General features: G+C 70.6%; 13 protein-coding genes. 5 read left to right on the top strand and 8 right to left on the bottom strand.

Annotated features, from left to right (window positions below; all coding sequences use genetic code 11):
- Positions 1-63: 63 nt before the first annotated feature.
- Positions 64-1,737, bottom strand: coding sequence for a ParB/RepB/Spo0J family partition protein (locus P3T35_RS02470; RefSeq protein WP_180356513.1), 1,674 nt, complete (start codon positions 1,735-1,737; stop codon positions 64-66).
- Between the two features lie 681 nt (positions 1,738-2,418).
- Between P3T35_RS02470 and P3T35_RS02465 the strand changes: the two genes are divergently transcribed.
- On the top strand, positions 2,419-2,559 hold the full coding sequence (locus tag P3T35_RS02465; protein WP_180356512.1) for a hypothetical protein: 141 nt from the start codon (positions 2,419-2,421) through the stop codon (positions 2,557-2,559).
- Between the two features lie 107 nt (positions 2,560-2,666).
- On the opposite strand, the gene P3T35_RS02460 is transcribed toward P3T35_RS02465, so the two are convergent.
- Both P3T35_RS02460 and P3T35_RS02455 read right to left on the bottom strand, forming a co-directional pair.
- Positions 2,667-4,400: a hypothetical protein gene (locus P3T35_RS02460; RefSeq protein ID WP_101381167.1), complete on the bottom strand. Its 1,734-nt coding sequence runs from the start codon at positions 4,398-4,400 to the stop codon at positions 2,667-2,669.
- Between the two features lie 200 nt (positions 4,401-4,600).
- A complete protein-coding gene (locus P3T35_RS02455) occupies positions 4,601-4,873 on the bottom strand; it encodes a hypothetical protein (RefSeq protein WP_101381166.1) in 273 nt (90 codons plus the stop codon).
- A 351-nt stretch (positions 4,874-5,224) separates the two neighbouring features.
- Here P3T35_RS02455 and P3T35_RS02450 point away from each other — a divergent pair, with 351 nt between their 5' ends.
- A complete protein-coding gene (locus tag P3T35_RS02450) occupies positions 5,225-7,405 on the top strand; it encodes a hypothetical protein (RefSeq protein WP_101381165.1) in 2,181 nt (726 codons plus the stop codon).
- A gap of 35 nt (positions 7,406-7,440) precedes the next feature.
- The gene (locus P3T35_RS02445; RefSeq protein WP_101381164.1) at positions 7,441-8,529 is read left to right on the top strand and encodes a hypothetical protein; all 1,089 of its coding nucleotides are present in this window, start codon (positions 7,441-7,443) and stop codon (positions 8,527-8,529) included.
- On the opposite strand, the gene P3T35_RS02440 is transcribed toward P3T35_RS02445, so the two are convergent.
- Together P3T35_RS02440 and P3T35_RS02435 are read right to left on the bottom strand one after the other, a co-directional pair.
- Complete coding sequence (locus P3T35_RS02440; protein WP_101381163.1) at positions 8,523-9,308, bottom strand: hypothetical protein; 786 nt, start codon at positions 9,306-9,308, stop codon at positions 8,523-8,525. The two genes, P3T35_RS02445 and P3T35_RS02440, sit on opposite strands and share 7 nt — an antisense overlap.
- 79 nt (positions 9,309-9,387) lie before the next feature.
- Positions 9,388-10,344, bottom strand: coding sequence for a hypothetical protein (locus P3T35_RS02435; RefSeq protein ID WP_101381162.1), 957 nt, complete (start codon positions 10,342-10,344; stop codon positions 9,388-9,390).
- Between the two features lie 398 nt (positions 10,345-10,742).
- Between P3T35_RS02435 and P3T35_RS02430 the strand changes: the two genes are divergently transcribed.
- Both P3T35_RS02430 and P3T35_RS02425 read left to right on the top strand, forming a co-directional pair.
- Entirely contained in the window at positions 10,743-11,129 is a 387-nt protein-coding gene (locus P3T35_RS02430) for a hypothetical protein (RefSeq protein WP_101381161.1), read from the top strand.
- Positions 11,130-11,308: 179 nt separating this feature from the next.
- Positions 11,309-12,262 (top strand): hypothetical protein, encoded by a 954-nt coding sequence (locus tag P3T35_RS02425; RefSeq protein WP_101381160.1) that lies wholly within the window; start codon positions 11,309-11,311, stop codon positions 12,260-12,262.
- A gap of 346 nt (positions 12,263-12,608) precedes the next feature.
- Here the strand turns inward: P3T35_RS02425 and P3T35_RS02420 are convergent, their stop codons facing one another.
- From P3T35_RS02420 to P3T35_RS02410, 3 genes are all read right to left on the bottom strand, one after another.
- Positions 12,609-13,511, bottom strand: coding sequence for an FkbM family methyltransferase (locus tag P3T35_RS02420; RefSeq protein WP_280703990.1), 903 nt, complete (start codon positions 13,509-13,511; stop codon positions 12,609-12,611).
- 248 nt (positions 13,512-13,759) lie between these two features.
- Positions 13,760-14,911 carry an NUDIX hydrolase gene (locus tag P3T35_RS02415; RefSeq protein WP_101381158.1) on the bottom strand — a complete coding sequence of 384 codons (1,152 nt, stop codon included), beginning with the start codon at positions 14,909-14,911 and terminating at the stop codon, positions 13,760-13,762.
- Positions 14,908-15,822, bottom strand: coding sequence for a hypothetical protein (locus P3T35_RS02410; protein WP_101381157.1), 915 nt, complete (start codon positions 15,820-15,822; stop codon positions 14,908-14,910). The genes P3T35_RS02415 and P3T35_RS02410 overlap by 4 nt, the downstream gene beginning before the upstream one ends.
- Positions 15,823-15,854 lie beyond the last annotated feature (32 nt).

Genomic DNA, 15,854 nt, shown 5'->3' with positions numbered 1-15,854 from the left:
GTCCGGTGCCATCGGACACCCCCGGCGTTGGGTGGGAGGGGCATCGCCCCTCCCGCCCTTGGACTAGGCCGCGATCGGCTCGTTGATCTCCGGGTATCGGGACTCCCAGTCGTCCACGGACTCCCCCGATTCCTCGTCGTCGTTCAGCTCATCCGGCTCGTCGTCCGCCACGGCTTCCAGGTGCCCGATCAGCTCGGCGATCGGGTGTTCGTCGGCTCCGTCGGCGTCGGGGTCGTCCTCTTCCTGGGCGGTCTCCGCGTCCTTGTCGTTCACCAGCTCCGGACCGGTACTCTCGCTTTCGTCCTCCTGGTCCAGGCCCTCCTCGTAGTCCTCGTCCTCGTTCTCTTCGTCCTCCGCCGCTGCCTTGGCAGCCGCCCGCGCTTCGGCCTCGGCGATCTTGGCGCGAAGTGCGGCAAGCACTTCCGCCTCCGGCTCGGTGAGCTCGTAGCCGTAGGCCATGAGGAACTCCAGCCACTCAACGGCTGCCCACTTGTCGCCATAGCCGAAGACGGCCTGTCGCAGGTCACGCTCAGCGCGGACCGCGACGGTGGCAAGGAGCGCAAGCGGCAGCCGTGCCTCGGCCATACGTCCGATGAATCGCCCGAACCGTGCGGCGCGGTCGTCGTCGCCCGGTGCTCCGAGGAACTCCAGCGCCTCGGGGCAGTTCTCGTCACCTCCGCGCTTGTAGAGCATCGCGAGGACCTTCCGGGTCATCCCCTTCGGCACCTTCTTCGAGCGACACAGCTCCTGGATGAACTCACACCGCACCTCGGCGGCCATCTCCAGCGCCTCCCGACGCTCGCGGGCCGCCTGCTCCGCTGCTTCCTTGGCGGCCTCCTGCGCTGCGCTGAGGAACCGGTACGAGGAAGGCACCTGGTGCCCGTACTTGTGGGGGTCGCGGCACAGGAATGTGGCCTTGAGATCGCCCTGCGCGTTCTCGTTGAAGTAGGCGACGTTTCCGGGGCACGACTTGTGGTTCTCCGGAGTCAGCTCCACTCCGTCGGCGTCGGCCAGACGCGACAGCCGGACCTCCTTGGAGCCGCCCCAGCTCAGCTCGCGCGGCTCGCCAATCATGGTGACACCGGCAGCCTTGAGCGTCTGCGTGGCCTCCTGGCGGAGCACAGCCCGTTCCGCCTTGCGCCGCTCGTTCTTGAGGGCCCAGCTCAGACTTCCGCTCTTCTCGACCGTTTCGAGCAGACGCTTGTACGCCTTCGGGTCGCTCTCAAACTCCGCAATCGCTTCGGCGGCCTCCAGCGTCATCGCGCCCTTGTCCACGGCGTTCCTGGCGGCCTTCGGCATCGCGGCCAGCGCGATCGAGGCCCGGACCTTCTTGGGATCCTGAGCGACCCGGGTTGCGATCTGGTCGGCGTCGAGACCGAGTTCGATGGACAGCTGTGCGAAGGCGTCGGCGATCTCACTCTCCCGCATGTCCATGCGGTGAAGGTTCTCGACCAACTGTCCTACGATGCGCGCCTCTTCGGCGGACAGATCGTTGCGGACGATGAGATCGACGTTCCGCTCGGCCTCGATCGAGCCCTTCGCCCGCCGGTTGCCGAGGATGATCGCATACCCGTTCTCGTGCGGCGCGGCGATGATCGGCTGGAAGAGCCCGTTCTCCTTGATCGAGCCGACGAACTCAGTGTCCAGCTCCACCGGGCGGACGTTGCGCGTGAAGATCAGATCGTTCGGGTCGAAGTCTTCGATCAGCTGCTTCGCAGGGGCAACAACGGTAGTCACATATCCTCCAACAGGCGCGTGGTCTCTGTCCGTTGATCGGGGGTGCCATCCCCTCTCAACAAGAACAATAGTATATCAGAGAGGGCTTAGAGTCAACTCTTTGCAGGCTGCCGCGCGGCCGGTTCCATGATCGTTTAGAGGGCGTGCGGGAGGTACGGCGGCGCGGCTGAACAGCCCATACACACCTCCCCCGTCCCCCTGATAGCTGCCTGGGGTCCGGGGCAAAGAGGCCGCCCGGGTCAAGGGCCGGCCGAAGGCCGGTGGCGCAGCCACGCGACCGAAGGGAGCGCCCTTGAAGCGGGCGGCCGGCCCCGGAAACTGGGGCCGCGGAAGGGGGACGGGGGAACCCGCATCGGGGCATCTCGCGACTACGGTCGTGATCGTGGCGACGGAGCATCCGATGGCCTCCCGGTATCCCGGGACGCCCGTTCCGGGCGCCAGGGTCGCCATCCGCGTGGTGGGCGACGGCGGGCGCTGTCTGGAGGTTCGGCTCGCGCTCTACCCGGTCGATCAGCACGTCGTAGTCCCGGATTCGCAGCTTTACCTGTTCGCGGCCGAAAGCCAGGGGGTGGCCGGCGATCGAGCGCCGGATCCCCGTCCTCGGCGTCCCGGGAGTGCCGCAATCGCCTGGTGCGCGAACACGCCAGCCACTTTCGGGTCCTGAGCAGTGCCAAAGTGGTGGTGCCGCTCCTGCAAGCGCCGGACGAGCCGCCGGTACTCGCCCTGGACCCGTCGATGCGCCGGCACTTCGCGGCCCTGGCCGTCGGCCTCTGGCTGCTGGCCTGTCTCGGCTACGCGGAGTTCGGACAGCTCGTCCTATGACAGCCGCCCCATCGGACGGGTTCTCCGCCCGATGGGACCGTCGTGAGCCGCGCCCTGGTGAACTTGTCGGTCACAGCGGTGGCAGCCGGCTCCCGCTATGAGGTGTTCTATCGCTTGCCCTTGGGCTTCTTACGCTTGGGCTGGTTTCGGACGACGCCGCTGCGGTCCGGCCGCTGCGCACTACGGCGGCGCGTGGCGTCCAGCGGAGCAAGGGTTCGCTGCAGCGAGGCGATGATCCGAAGCTTGATCTCGCGGGCCTGCTCCGGGGTGGTAGCGGTGGCCGGGATAGTCAGAAGGTGCTCCTTGAGGATGCCGATGACCGCCCGTTCGCCCGACGCCCACTCCGCGGGGTTTTCAGACATCGGGAAGGGTCCCAGGTCGCTGTCGAAGAGCTGGTCCAAGAACGCGCGGGCGTCGCGGTCGGAGATGGTGGCGACGGTCTCGCGCTCGGGCACGCCCATCGCTGCCGCTTCCGAGTCCCGGATCACGGCCAGCAGCGTCAGCCGGACATCCTGTTGTACCGGGATGACGTCCTCGCGGGTGGCGAGCCACGCTGCTGAGGCAGCCATCGCCAGCAGCAGACCCTCGTCCGGTGCGCCGCCCTCGGTCACATCAACGTCCCCGGTGCCGCCGGGCAGGGCGGCCAGGCGGGCAAGGGCGGCTTGGCGGTGCTCGGGCGGAGCGTACTGCTCGACCAGGACCTTGGCGCCGGCGGCCGTGTCGGCGTCGCTCACGCCGCCGGCCTCGTCGTGGACCGCGAAGTAGAGGTTCACGAGCTCGACGACCCGCTTGACCACGAAGTCGAAGCGCGGCAGCGGGTAGGGCTCCCGGCCGGGGGCGTCATCGAAGTCGGCGATCAGCAGCATGGTCTGGGCCAGCGCCGCCGGGTCGGCGTCGATGAAGGACAGCACGAGCTGGTGGGCCCAGGCGGTCATCCGGCCCATCCGCTCTAGCATCGGTGGCGGCGTCGCGGAGATCAGCTCGTCCCGGATCGACCGGGTCGGGGAGGCTTCAGGTTCCTGGGCCGGCAGAACGAGGCTGTGGCTGATGGCGATGGCGATGTCCCACACCCACAGGGCGCTGCGTTCGCCACCCTCACTCAGGAGCGCTTCGGCTTGTTCGAGCGCCTGCGGCCCGTCGGCCTGCATGATCAGCACGGCTTGACGCGTCTGCTGGTAGGCGGGAACGCCTGGCACATCGCCGTCTTCCCGCGCCTCAGCGCTCCGCAGCTTGTCGGAGGCCACCACGTGCTTGGCTACGGCGAGCCAGAGCCGGCGGACCTCGTTCAACTTGTTCTCTTCAACCGCGAGCCGCGCGAAACGCATCTGAGCTTCGTGGCGCTGGCCGGTCCCCAGACGGGCGACGATCCACGCGGCGGCATCCATCCACGCCGCATCGCCCAGGTTCTCGGCGCAGACGCGTTGCAGGGCATCGATGCCGATCCAGGTGTCCAGGCCGCGCGCCATGGTGGCGCAGCTGTGCGCCAGCCGCAGCACGTGCACGGACAGCTCCCATGCCTGGGCGGTCTCCAGCTCGGCGCACAGGCCCGCAGCCTTCTCCAGGTCCTCCAGGTCGCCGCGGCACGCGGCATCGAGCAGGCGCTCACCCAATTCGCGCCACGGCGCGGAGTCCACCGGGGCAACGGTGAACAGCGCTTTCGCTGTGCCGAAGCCCGCCGCCGCGAGGTTTGCCCAGACCATCAACCCCTGGTCCAGCTGCCGGCCAACGCGCAGTGCCGTGAAGACCGTCCGCAGGGCGCCCTCGTTCTCCGCGTCGAGGGCCTGCAGGAGCGCATCGGTCGCCGTCCGGACGGCCGCGAAGCGCGGCTGTTGGATCAACATGCTTACTGGTTGTCCCCTCACATCGGATACGAAATCGCAGGTACAGCGGGCGGAGCCGCAGGCACCGTGATGCCCAACCACGTCCGCGGCCATAGACAGTGCACCAGATCCGGGACCTTCCCCTGACACCGGGCAGGCCGAGGCGCGCAGGCTACTTCCCGAACGATGGTCGCCCTGCGCGGTGTTGGCGTGCCAGAGCGTCAGTTACCAGGTCCTCGACCCGATCGGCAAGGGTTGCCCGGAGCTTCCCCGCTCTCCATGAGAACCAACAGCTCCTTGACGCTGACACCGAACGGTGGCCGGATGAAGGCGGCGTGCCGGGTCGGCACCGCCTTGGCCGTCTCCAAGACCCAGTTGCTCACCCGGGTAGTGACATACGAGATGTCGAACACGGTGCGCGGGGTATCGAGGAGATCGCTGTGCTGCCTGTCGGGGAGCTCGATGCCCAACAGCAGCTTCTTCACCTCGTACAAGCGGTCTATGTCATGCGAGAGGCGGTCGGAGGCCGGCGTGATGGGCGTCCGGTGGACGGCCGAACCGTCCTCGGGGGTGTCCAGCCCCTCGGCCTGCGCCGTGGCGACGAGCGCCGCACCGACGATCGCGCAGGCGGCGCACGAACCTTTGGCGGTGGGGCGTCCGACGCCCCGAGGGGAGGGGCCGTCCGGGCCGAGGACCGGTGGCGGAGAGGCGTGGCCGAACTCCGGCCTGGCCGTTTACCGTCCGGCGGGCCTGGCTGGGCGGTAATCTGCGACGAACGGGATGGCATCAGTACCGCGGGCACCTGGAGCCGGTGGAAGCAGTCGTCCACGGCGAGGAGGGGACCGGTGGAGGGTCACTGGCACGGACTGCACGAGCTGCCCGGCGGCGAGGTCGACTCCTCCGGGCGCGCGGTCAACCTTTTGCTGATCGGTGAGTTGACGGCGGCGACCCTGCAGGGCTGCCGCGGCTGCCGCGACCGGCTCCTGGACTCCGCCTGCCGGGACGCTGTGGTGGTGGTCCGGCTGGTCGAGACCGCGTGCCTGCTCGCACTACGGATGCGCGATGGAGACCTGGCCCCCCACATGCACCAGGACGACCACACCGGCCCCGGAGCGGCCGAGTTCCGCACGCTCGCCGCACTGTTGCACGCGGGCGGCGACATCCACGATGCCTGCACGGAGATGACGGACGATCAGCGGCGCACCGTGGCGGCCACCGCGCTGGAGTACATCGCCGGGGACCTGCTCGTCGCGAACGTCGAAGACGGCATCGGCAGCGGCCAGTCCCTGCCGGAGGCGATGGTGGCCACGGCCTCGCTGATGACCACGTGGTGGGCGCAGACGGCGCCCCGGCACGCCGAACGGCTGCGGCGTCGCTGGGAGTCGGCCGAAGCCAGCAGCGGCCAAGCGGACCCGGACGCCGCGCGGCTGGCAGGGGGCGACGCACTCTCCCTGTTCCTGGGCGCTGTCCTGCACGCGCAGGGCGTGCGCCAGGAGATCACTGGAGCCACCCTGCCGGACCTGCGTTACGCCGACACCCTGCCGACGCTGTCCGACCCAGCCGACTGCGCCCGCGTGATCGCCGAGTTCGCCTGGCCCCTTGGCGTGACGGAGCACGTCTCCCGCCTGCGCCAGGCGCTGCGGGCGGAGGGGAACGACGACCTGCTCTCCCTCCTCGCGGTATCAGCCCGACAGGTCGTCGGCGCCCACTTCGCCTACTGCAGCGACGGCCGAAAGTACCACCGCTGCACCCTGGCGGACGTTGCCGGCTTCCTTACGGCCCCGCACGATGCGCCGCATTGGGAGGCTCAGCTGCCGCCGAGCCAGCGCACAGCGCACCTACCGAGCATCGGATTCTCGGTCGAGCCGCCTGTCGGAGGTCCGCCGGCCGGTACCAGTGCGGATCACCGGTGGCTCTTCCCGCCGGGGCGCATCGTGCTGCGCCGCTTCGACGCCGATGTGGAGCGGTGGAACGACATCCAGTCCGAGGACTCGTCGCTGGGCACCCCGCGGTATGAGTCTGCGGCCGGGTTGGAGGTCCTGGCCTGCTCCTGGTGCGCGGCCACCGACCATTTCCTGGCCGAGGGCGCGTGGGGGGATCCGTTGCTGCTGCACTGCTCCTGCGGCACTTCGACTACCTGGCCGGCCACCGCGGCGGCCCCGGAGTTCGGCGTGCGTCTGCTCCAGCACCTCATCCTCGCCGAGGCGGACGCGGCCTACCCGGCCCGTCGTGTGGACCATCTCCTGCGCGCCTACCTGCGTGAGGCGGAGGAGAGCGCCGCACGAGCCTGGTACAACGGGCCGTCGACCGAGCAGATGAGGATCGCCGAGGCCACCGACCCTGCCGACACGGACCTCGCCGCCGCCCTGGCCGCCACGCTCGCACCCCGCCTGCCGGATCGTCACCCCGGCGGCGACTTCGAACTCCTGCTGGTCCGCAGCGTGCTCGCGCTGGCCGACCCGGCTGCCGTCGACAGCGCCGACGGACGCGCCTTGGCCGAGACGATCCGCGCCGTGCTCGTCCACTTGCGCACCCAGAGCAAGCGGTTCGAGCCGTCCCGGCGCCTGGTCATCGACTACCTGACCGGCTGGCAGCGCGAAGGTGGCCCGGAGGCGTGGCAGGCCGCCTGGCAGCAGACCCTCGCCCTGGTCGGTGCGCGCGTCGGCCATGCCTCGAACCGCCACGGGGCTCTGCGGGACGGGTGCGCCGCGGTGACGGTGGCGCTCTACGTCCTGGCCCGCGAGCAGGGCACCAGGCCCGAGGAGGTGAGCGTCGAGGAGCTGCGCGAGTTCGCTGCACGTCCTGAGGGTGAGGACGGCGACGGCGTGCTGGCCCGGTGGGAGCAGCGCCTGACCGCCCTGGGCCACCACCCGGGCAGCGTGGACGATCCCGTCGCCCGCCTGTGGCAGCACCTGCGAACCGAATCCTCCGGCGCGCGGTCGACCGGCGCCGGCAGTCCTGGGCCGGCCCTTCTGGCCGGCCTGGACACGGTGTTCGACGCCCACAGCTTCTACCTGCCCCTGTGAGATCCGGCCTCTCGGCACCGCCCGGTGAGGGCGGCATGGACGCACACGGTTCACTGTTCGCCGAGCTGGCCACCACGGACGGCGGGCGGGCGCTGTGCGGGGAGTGGGCGGAGCACCTGACGGCCTGGGCGGAACAGCACGTCGGTGCGGTGCCCGGCCGTGAGGAGGTGGTGGGGCTGCTCGCCGAGGGCCTGCTGCGGTTCGTGGCGCCCCTGCCTGGCCGCGGACTGCGCATCAGGGCCTCGCTGGACGAGGTGGCGGCCGCCGTCGGTGCCAGCGGTGAGGGCGCGCGGCGGGTGGGTCGTGTTCTGGCCTGCCACCGCCAGGCCGTGCCCGCGGGCGCGAGCCCGGCGGTCGAGGCGCGCCGGCACGCGCTGGAGCAGATGCTGCGAGCGCGACCGGAGCGGGCGGTGCCGGCGGCGCTGGCCGGCAGCGGCCTACTGAAGGGGCGGGCCCACACGTGGGTGACGGCAGTGGTTGTCGGCCACGGGCCGTCAGTAGCCCCGACCATCCACCTCACCCTGCACCCCGACAGCCACCAGGCCCCTCCCATCGCCCGCGGACCGGACCTGGCGGACGACGCCGTCGTCGAATTCGGGATGACTGCGGTTGGCCCGGGCGGCACGGACAGCCTGCACCAGGGGGTTGCCTACGGCACGCTGCTCGCCGCCCTGCCCGGCCTGGACGCCATCCCCGCTGAACTACCGCTCGGCCGGCTGCTCCACACGCTGCTGGTCGACGACGTCATCGGCGTCATCTCCCCCACGCGCTGCGCCGTCCTGGCGGAGCACGGCGCGCGGCGGCCCGATAGGTCGTGGCAGCCCCTGCTCACCGAACTCGCTACGGATCCCGGGCAGTCGGTGTGGGCCGGGCCCGCCCTGTTGGCGTGGACGGCGTGGGCGCGGCAGCGCCACATGGACCTGGTCAACCCGGCTGACGGCCGCGCACGGGTGCGATTCCTGCCGGATGCGGCCCTGCCGCGGGCGGGCGCCCTGCAGGTCGTCGCGCCGGACGGCACCTGTTCCACTGTGCGGATCACCGCCGCGAGGCTGGTCGACTGGGAGCCCCCGGCGTGGCGGCGTCACCCGTGGGAACGGCCCGGGGCCGGCGCGCCGGATCAATAGTCGACATCGCCGCTAGCCCCGGCGGTTAGGACGGTGTGGACGCCGCTGAGCGCGAGGCAGGCGTCCCACAGCGGCCATGGGTCGTAAGGGGCCGGGCCGGGCTCGCAGTCATCCAGGGACAGGGCGCCAGCTGGTGCGAGAGCGCCGGTGCATGCGGTGAGGAAATCTCCGAGCCGGCCAGCGGTGAGCTGGGCGTACTCCCGCAGGACGCTCAGGCTGTCGTGGACCCACCGCAGTCGTGACTCGTCGCTGAGTTCCTCGTCGGTGGTCGCGTCGTAGCCGCGTCCGGACCGGATGAGCAAGTCGTTCGCCACGACGGTCTCGTAGTCGTCGAAGGCCCACTCTCGGCGCTGAAGTGCGTGGCTGGCCTCGACCACGAGTGGGCGCACCGCGGTTCGCAGCGGGCTGGGCGGCGTGGTGTCGGGGTTGAGGCGGATCCGGCGGTAGGGCAGGTGGGCCCCGGCGGGGTCGAGCGCCAGGCGCACGGCCTGGCGTAGGAACTGCTCGGGCGCCAGGCCCGGCAGACGGGGCGTCCAGGCGTGCCCGCACAGGCAGGCCAGTTCGGCGGGGCCGCCCCATACGCCCGACACGCGCAGTCCGCGGTCCGCCGCGCAGCTCGGGCAGGACACGTCCAGCTCGGGCGCACCCAGCGGCGGGCCGCTGAGCCAGAACACCCCGCCGAACGAGCTGCCGTAGTCGGCCCGGTGATGGCACACCTCCAGCCGCAGCCCGCCAGCACCGTCGTGGCCGATGTGGCTCGTGGTGAATGTCCAGGTCACCGCTGCTTCCCTTCTGACGGGCCCTCGCCCAGACTGCGGCAGCGGCCAGAGCAGCCTGTTCGCACTGCCGATGCCAAGCTCAGCGTGGAGCCACGCGGGTCTCGCCGATGGTGACGCGTGAGCGTACGCCGCCCGGGGTGACGAACTCGATCGCGCCGGCGGCCGGAAGGATCAGATCCAGGAGACCCGGCCCGGCCCGGCGCTGGCGCTGGAGCTCCTCACCGGTCCACGCGAACAGCGCCATGGCGACCCACTGCGGCACGCCCTCGCCGATCAGCGTGACGAGCAGGTCGTCCCGGTCGCGGTCGAGATCGGTGTGGACGCCTGGGCGCCGCAAGGCCAGCGTGATCAGCACCTCGCAGCCGTCGGGCGTCGGCCTCACCAGCGCGCCGGCGTTGCGGAATCGAGCCTTGGCCTCGCTGATCCAGCTGTCACCGGTCACAGCGCCTGCGGCCGGGAGGGTGACGAGGTCGGCCAACTGGCGTGCTGCGTCTGCCGTCGAATCGGCGCCGGCGACCAGAGTGGAGATCATCACGGCATCCGCGGGGATGTGCAGGCTCTCGGGCTCCGGGTCGGGCACCACCGTCAGCCGCACCAGCGGCACCGCGCCGCCTCCCGGGTCCGTCACCACGGCTGCCACGCGCAGCATGCCGACTGCGGCCCGTAGTTGCTTCACGTCTGGCAGGATGTCGATCCGGCTGGAGCCTTCCGCCACGCCCGTTTGTGCGCCTGGCGTCGATCCGGTGACCAGGTGCCGGACCAGGGCCTTGGCCACCAGGAGGAACGCGGTCTCCGAGTCGTGGGGTAGAGGCCCGCTGCGGACCAGCGGCGCCCCGAACCGGCCCTCCGTGATGAGGCCAGCGGCGAGGTCGGCCACCCCGGAGCTGCCGGGGTGCGGGAGGGTGAGGCCGATCCACCAGCCGGCACCGCTGTTCGCGATGCGCACCTGACGGGCGCCGAAGGACTGCAGACGGACGTCACCGGCCCATCCGGCCTGCGCGGCCAGCACGGTGGCCACCTGATACGCGTCCTGCACGGTCCTCCCCCTCCTGGGCTGCTCGGCACCCTACCGGCCCTCGGCGCAGGCCGGGCCCGAACGCCGACGGTTCGCGGCAGCCAGCGATGTGGCCATCGAGGAGTTCGGCGGGGCGTTGTCCGCTCTCGCCTGGAAACAAGGCGAGATCAGGTAGCACCCAAGCGGGCGCCCGCCCCGCGCCCGCCGCCGGCGGCTACCAGGACACCACGTTGCCCACCAAATTCCTTTGCAGCAACGGCGGCTGATGCTCAAACAGGAGCCGGGCCAAGGGGGACGCGGTCCGTGGGATCCCGGCTCAGGTCACGGCACAGCGGCCGAAGCCGAAACGACGGTTCCCACCTCCCTGGCGTCTGCCGCTGGACTACTGTCGGGCATACCGTCGAGGGCTGGAGGCACATGTGACGACCACCGTCGCTCTGGAGATCGAGTGCGAGTTCACCGGCACGTGCTCCAATCCGGCGCTACCGGGGTGGCACTACGCTCACCACGTCCACGGCATCACCGTCCGCGCCGTGCTCGAACTGCACCCCTCGCCCGATCACACTGAACACGACCTGGACCTGAAGCGCGCCGAGTTCGGAACTGCCCTGCAGACCTGGGCTGACCGCTTTCTGAACCGCCAGGACCTCAACGGCGTGATGAGGATCGAGAACATGTCGCTCGAGCGGATGGCAGGCTGGATCTTCAAGAGGTGGGCGCAGCACTACCTCGACCTGGCTGCCGTGCGCGTTCAGGACAGCCAGGACCGGTCGGTCTGGGTTACCTGCCGCCCCACTGAAGCGTAGGCGGAACTCTGCCAGTCCCTACCAGCTCTGATCGCCGCTACGGCACCGGAGACAGGCCGTTGTCCGGCAGCGTGAGGCCGAGCGGCTAGTGACGGCGGGCCAGGAACTCCGGTTCGGCGCTGGAAGCCGATCGACGCGATTGCACACCGGGCGAGGGCACCTCGACGTATTTTGTGAGGATGGACGACGCCGAACTCCTCGAAGCCCTTCGTACCGCCCGCTTCCCAAACCGTTGGGTCGAGGCGGGCACCTGGACGAAGGGACTGGTGTCCTGGCACGTTCACACCCATCCGGACAGCTGGGCCGGCATCGCGGGGACCTTCCAGGAGGAGGCCGTCACCTGGGTGGAGGCCATCATCGCGTGCGCACTCCACCACGCCGGCGTCAAGGACGTTCCGCTGCCGCCGGACGGACCACTCGAGCCCCACGCGCCGCTGCTGGCCACCGTGCTGGCCGACGCCGCGGCGCTCCTGACGGACGCCCGGACTGCCGTCGATACGATCACCAGCGCCCAGGTCCGCGCCGTGCGCACCGCGCGCCCGCTACCGGCCGACCTCGTGGAGGCCCTGGCACCGATCCTGGCCTCGGTCCCCTACCAGTTGGAGCACGGCAACACGGAGATCAAGGTCCGGGTACTGCACTTCATCGGGGTCGCGCGACAGGTACTGCAGGACCACGCGGACGCCGGCCGGACCCTTGAGGACCGACTCCCCGCCATGGTCAGGTCCTCCGCGATGGACATCGCCTTCGACGCCGAGCCACCCGCGCAGGGGCTGTACGCGGGGGCGCTCTCGTACAGCCAGCACCTCCTCGCGGTAGCCAACCTGGATGCGACACACGACCTGGCTCAGCTCCAGGGCGAACCGCCGGAGAAGGACTGGCAACGCAATCGGCTGCTCCAGCGGGCGGCCCTGGCGGACCGCTGGCTCCTCCTTTGGGGTGCCGATGACCGACCGCAGCAGCGCGTCGACCAGGCCCACGTGTTCGCTGCCGCGCTCTTGAACTGGGACACCGAGCACGAGACGGGCACCGGGGGCTGGGGAGACTTCGGTCCCGAAGACGACCTCGCGCCCTACGTCCGTGGGCAGTACGCCGCCTGGATCGAGCACACCAACCAGCCGCTGTTCTCGTAGGCGCCGACCTATCCTGCGGGCGAGCACCTGTCGCAGCAACCGCATGCCGCCTCGGGGAACGCCGGCTACCCGCCCCGCCAGTTGTTGGGCGTGCTGGGCGGCGCCGGACGGGAAGCGCAGGGGGTACGGTGCTGAGCGGACGGTGGGGAAGGGGCGGGTGGCGCGATGGGTACGAGCAGGCTGGAAGGGCGGCCTCGGCGGGTTGGCCCCGCACTGCCTGCGGTGGCCGCGTGCGTACCGATCGCGCTCGGTGCGCTCTTCGAGGTGATCGTGGTGCGCATCGCACTGGCCGGGCAGCTCTCCTTGGCCGGGCGGCTGATCGTGCTGGGCGTCGGGCAGGTCATGCTCATCCCGTTCGCGGTCCTGGCGGTCCTGGCGGTGCGGCGCCTTCTTCGCGCGGCTCCGAGCGGCGATGGGGCACCGCTGCTGCGCGTGCCGGAGGAATGGAACGGCTCGGATGGCCCGCCCGGACCGATGCGCCCGCGCCAGCCGGAGTAAGGAAATCGGCGTCGATCCTGGAGAAGACCAGATCGCACTGCTCGGTCAGCTCGGCCGTCGGCTGCCGCCAGCGCATCGGCGGGGCCGGCTGGCTGCGGACGGCGGCCGGATAGCTCTGCGCCCTGCAGTCGTTGACGAGCCGGTAGGGGTGGAAGCCCGTGGCGAGCAGCGGGTCGATGACCGCGACGGACTGGCCCTGGGCAGCCAGGCGGTCGGGGCTGATCTCGATGACGATCTCCACGTCGTCCCGCATGCACGGAAGGAGCGGCAGCAGCCCGGCCAAAACCTTGCCCTCAGCGCCCTCAACATCCACTTTGATGACGCGCACGGCGGCGATCTCCTGCTCGGTGAGCAACTCGGCCAACGGCCGCGCTGGGACACGGAACTCTCGTTCGACTGACTCGGGTCGGATGATGCTGGTGGCGCCCAGATTGCCCGAGGTCTTGAGATAGAGCGTCAGTTCCTGCGCGCGGTCGGACACCGCGACGTTGACGGTCCGGATGTTCGCCAAGCCGTTGAGCTCGGCGTTCGCCATCAGGGCGAGGCAGAAGTCGGGCGATGCCTCGATCGCGACGACACGGCCGAGGGGGCCGACCAGGCCGGCTGCCGGTATGGCCACCGCGCCGCAGTTGGCACCGATGTCGACGAACACGTCGTCCGGACCCAGGCGGCCCCGCAGGTAGCCGGCCAGGTGCGGTTCCCACACCCCGAAAGCGTGCAGGTACTGCTGGATGAGGTCGGTGGTGTCCACGTGGAATCGCTCGCCGGTCCGTATCCGGGTCCGGCCGATGTACGGGTGCCGCCACAGCCCCTTGTGCAGGAGCCGGTTGACGAGGGCGACGTGGCCGAAGGTGCCCGGTAAGTACCGGACGTACCAGCGACCGAGTGCGAGCAGCGGGTGACGCAGCAGGTAGGGCATGTCAACTCCGTTGGCGCGTCTGCGGATCCGGGGCCGGTGATCGGTCGGTGCCGCAGGTGCGGGGACCTCCGGGTGCGCAGTCAACGCGGCCTGCGGGGCGGTGGCGTGGCGCTGCTCTCGCAGATGGGGCGGCCATCGAGGAGCTCGACGGGACCCGTGCCGCCTGCGCGGGCCTCCAGACAGGCGCACAGCCGGGAGTAGGAGTGGGCGGAAAGCAGTTCGGCGGCCTCTTGGAGGGTGGACATGCGCCATTCAGCGAGTTCTTCCTCCTGCAGCTGGACTTGGGCGAGGTCATCCGCGGTGACGGTGCCGCCGTCGAAGATGTAGGCCAGGCGCGGCAGCTGGCCGGCGCGATGGGCCCAGTCGAGGGCGAGCAGCGAGCCGGGATGGCGGTCGGGCCAGCCGAGTTCTTCGGCGGTCTCGCGGCGCGCCGCCCGGCGGGGCGTCTCGCTGGCCGGCTCGACCTTGCCTCCGGGCAGCATCCAGTAGTCGTCGTCCGGTCCGGCCGAGCGTGCCAGCAGGACACGCCCCTCGGGGTCGGTGAACAGCATGCGGGCGGAGGCCATGATCCGGGGGCGGGCGGCGGCGTAGGCGGCCGGGTCGAGCGGGAGTTCGTGTCGGGCGCCCGTGTCCGGGACCAGGGCTTGTGCTTGGCGCCAGCCGTCGTGCGGTTGCTGGACGTCGTCGGAGGTGAGCTGGTCGAGGGTGTGGCCGACGGGCCGGCTGTCCTCCAGTTCAACCGGCCGTTCCGGACCAGCGGCGAGGCAGGCTGCGACGCGGCGCGACAGACGTGGGGGCAAGGCGGCCCGCGCCTGGTCCGGGTCGAGCAGGGCAAAGCCGGTGATCTCCGACTCCTGCAGGCGGATCGCCGCGTGCTGACTGGCAGTCAGCGGGCGCGCCCAGTAGAGGTGGGCGGCAAGCGGTGGTCGGCTGTGGTCCAGGGACCAGTCGATGCACGCGAGCCCGGTCAGCTCGATCGTGATACCGAGTTCTTCTCGGACTTCGCGCACCGCAGCCTGGCGCGGGCTCTCGCCGATCTCGATCCCGCCGCCGGGCACCGCGATCGGATGCTCGGGGTTATAGGAGAGGCGGACCAGCAGGATGCGCCCGTGCTCGTCAGGCAGCAGGACACCGGCCGCCGCCCACACTCCGTAGCGCTCGGCATCAGCGTGGTCGAGCGGGGTGCTCGACGGCTCCGCCAGAGTGGCGGGAGCATCACCTTGCTGGTTCACCGCTGCTCGCCCAGGTGGGTAATGGCGACCGGTTCGAAGTCGACCAGCGCGGGCAGGTGGTCGGAGGCCGCGAGAGTGGCGGGAGTGCGGACGGTCCGGTGGGCTCGTAGCGAGGGCAGGAGGTGCCGCGTGACGCGGACTGTGTCGATGCGCCGCTCACCCCAGTTGTCCGGCATGTGCCCGCAAGAGGGCTCCCACGACACGTCGAGGGCGGCAGCCGTGTCGGTCAGCGTGCCGCGCCAGCGCAGGACCTCTGCGGGATCGCGGTCAGCGACCGGGGTCGCGTCCGGGTCAGGGTTCCACTTGACCTGGTACAGCAGGTCGTCGTGGTCCTGGGCGGTGTAAGGGTCGGGGTCGTAGAAGCTGCCGTCGGGGCGCCGGTCGGCGCTGATCTGGTTCCAGTCCGCGCCGATCATGCCGGCCTCCCCAGTGCGGAAGACCGACCTCACCCTGTAGTTCTCCCACAGCCGGCGCTGGGGAATGAACGGGTCACCGTGGAACGAGCAGAACTTGACCGGCCGGGCGGCGCCGACGTCCAGGATGACGGTGGCCATCGAATGCCAGAAATCGGGACCTCCATGGTAGGCACGCCAGCCGCCGGTGACCGGTTCGATGCCCTGCCGCCACATCAGCGCCGTGTGGAAGGTGTGCTGACTGGACGCCAGCGCCGGGATGGGGGCACTGTCGTAGGCGTAGGGGCGGACGGCGGCGCAGTCCATGCCCGTGTCGTCGGCGAGCCGACGCAGCACCGCTTCGGCGGATCGCGGGGTGTCCCCGAGGATCTCTTGGACCGCCAGCACGTCCACGTCCAGGCTGCGGATCACCTCCACCAACAGGCCGTAGCGCTCTTTCTGCACCGCGGTCCGCGGCAGGTCGAGATTCCACAGGTTGTAGGTGCCAAAGGTGAGCATCAGCAAGTCCTCCTCATCGTGGGGCCGCAGCC

It is taken from the genome of Kitasatospora sp. GP30, from assembly GCF_029892145.1.
In the GTDB taxonomy this organism is placed as follows: Bacteria; Actinomycetota; Actinomycetes; order Streptomycetales; family Streptomycetaceae; genus Kitasatospora; species Kitasatospora acidiphila.
Note: the sequence above shows the minus strand (reverse complement) of the source record. Positions and strands in the feature narration are given on the sequence as shown.

Coding starts and splice junctions, on each gene's coding strand:
- P3T35_RS02445 (WP_101381164.1), top strand. CDS start 7,441: ATGGACGCACACGGTTCACTGTTCGCCGAGCTGGCCACCACGGACGGC.
- P3T35_RS02410 (WP_101381157.1), bottom strand. CDS start 15,822: ATGCTCACCTTTGGCACCTACAACCTGTGGAATCTCGACCTGCCGCGG.
- P3T35_RS02425 (WP_101381160.1), top strand. CDS start 11,309: ATGGACGACGCCGAACTCCTCGAAGCCCTTCGTACCGCCCGCTTCCCA.
- P3T35_RS02460 (WP_101381167.1), bottom strand. CDS start 4,400: ATGTTGATCCAACAGCCGCGCTTCGCGGCCGTCCGGACGGCGACCGAT.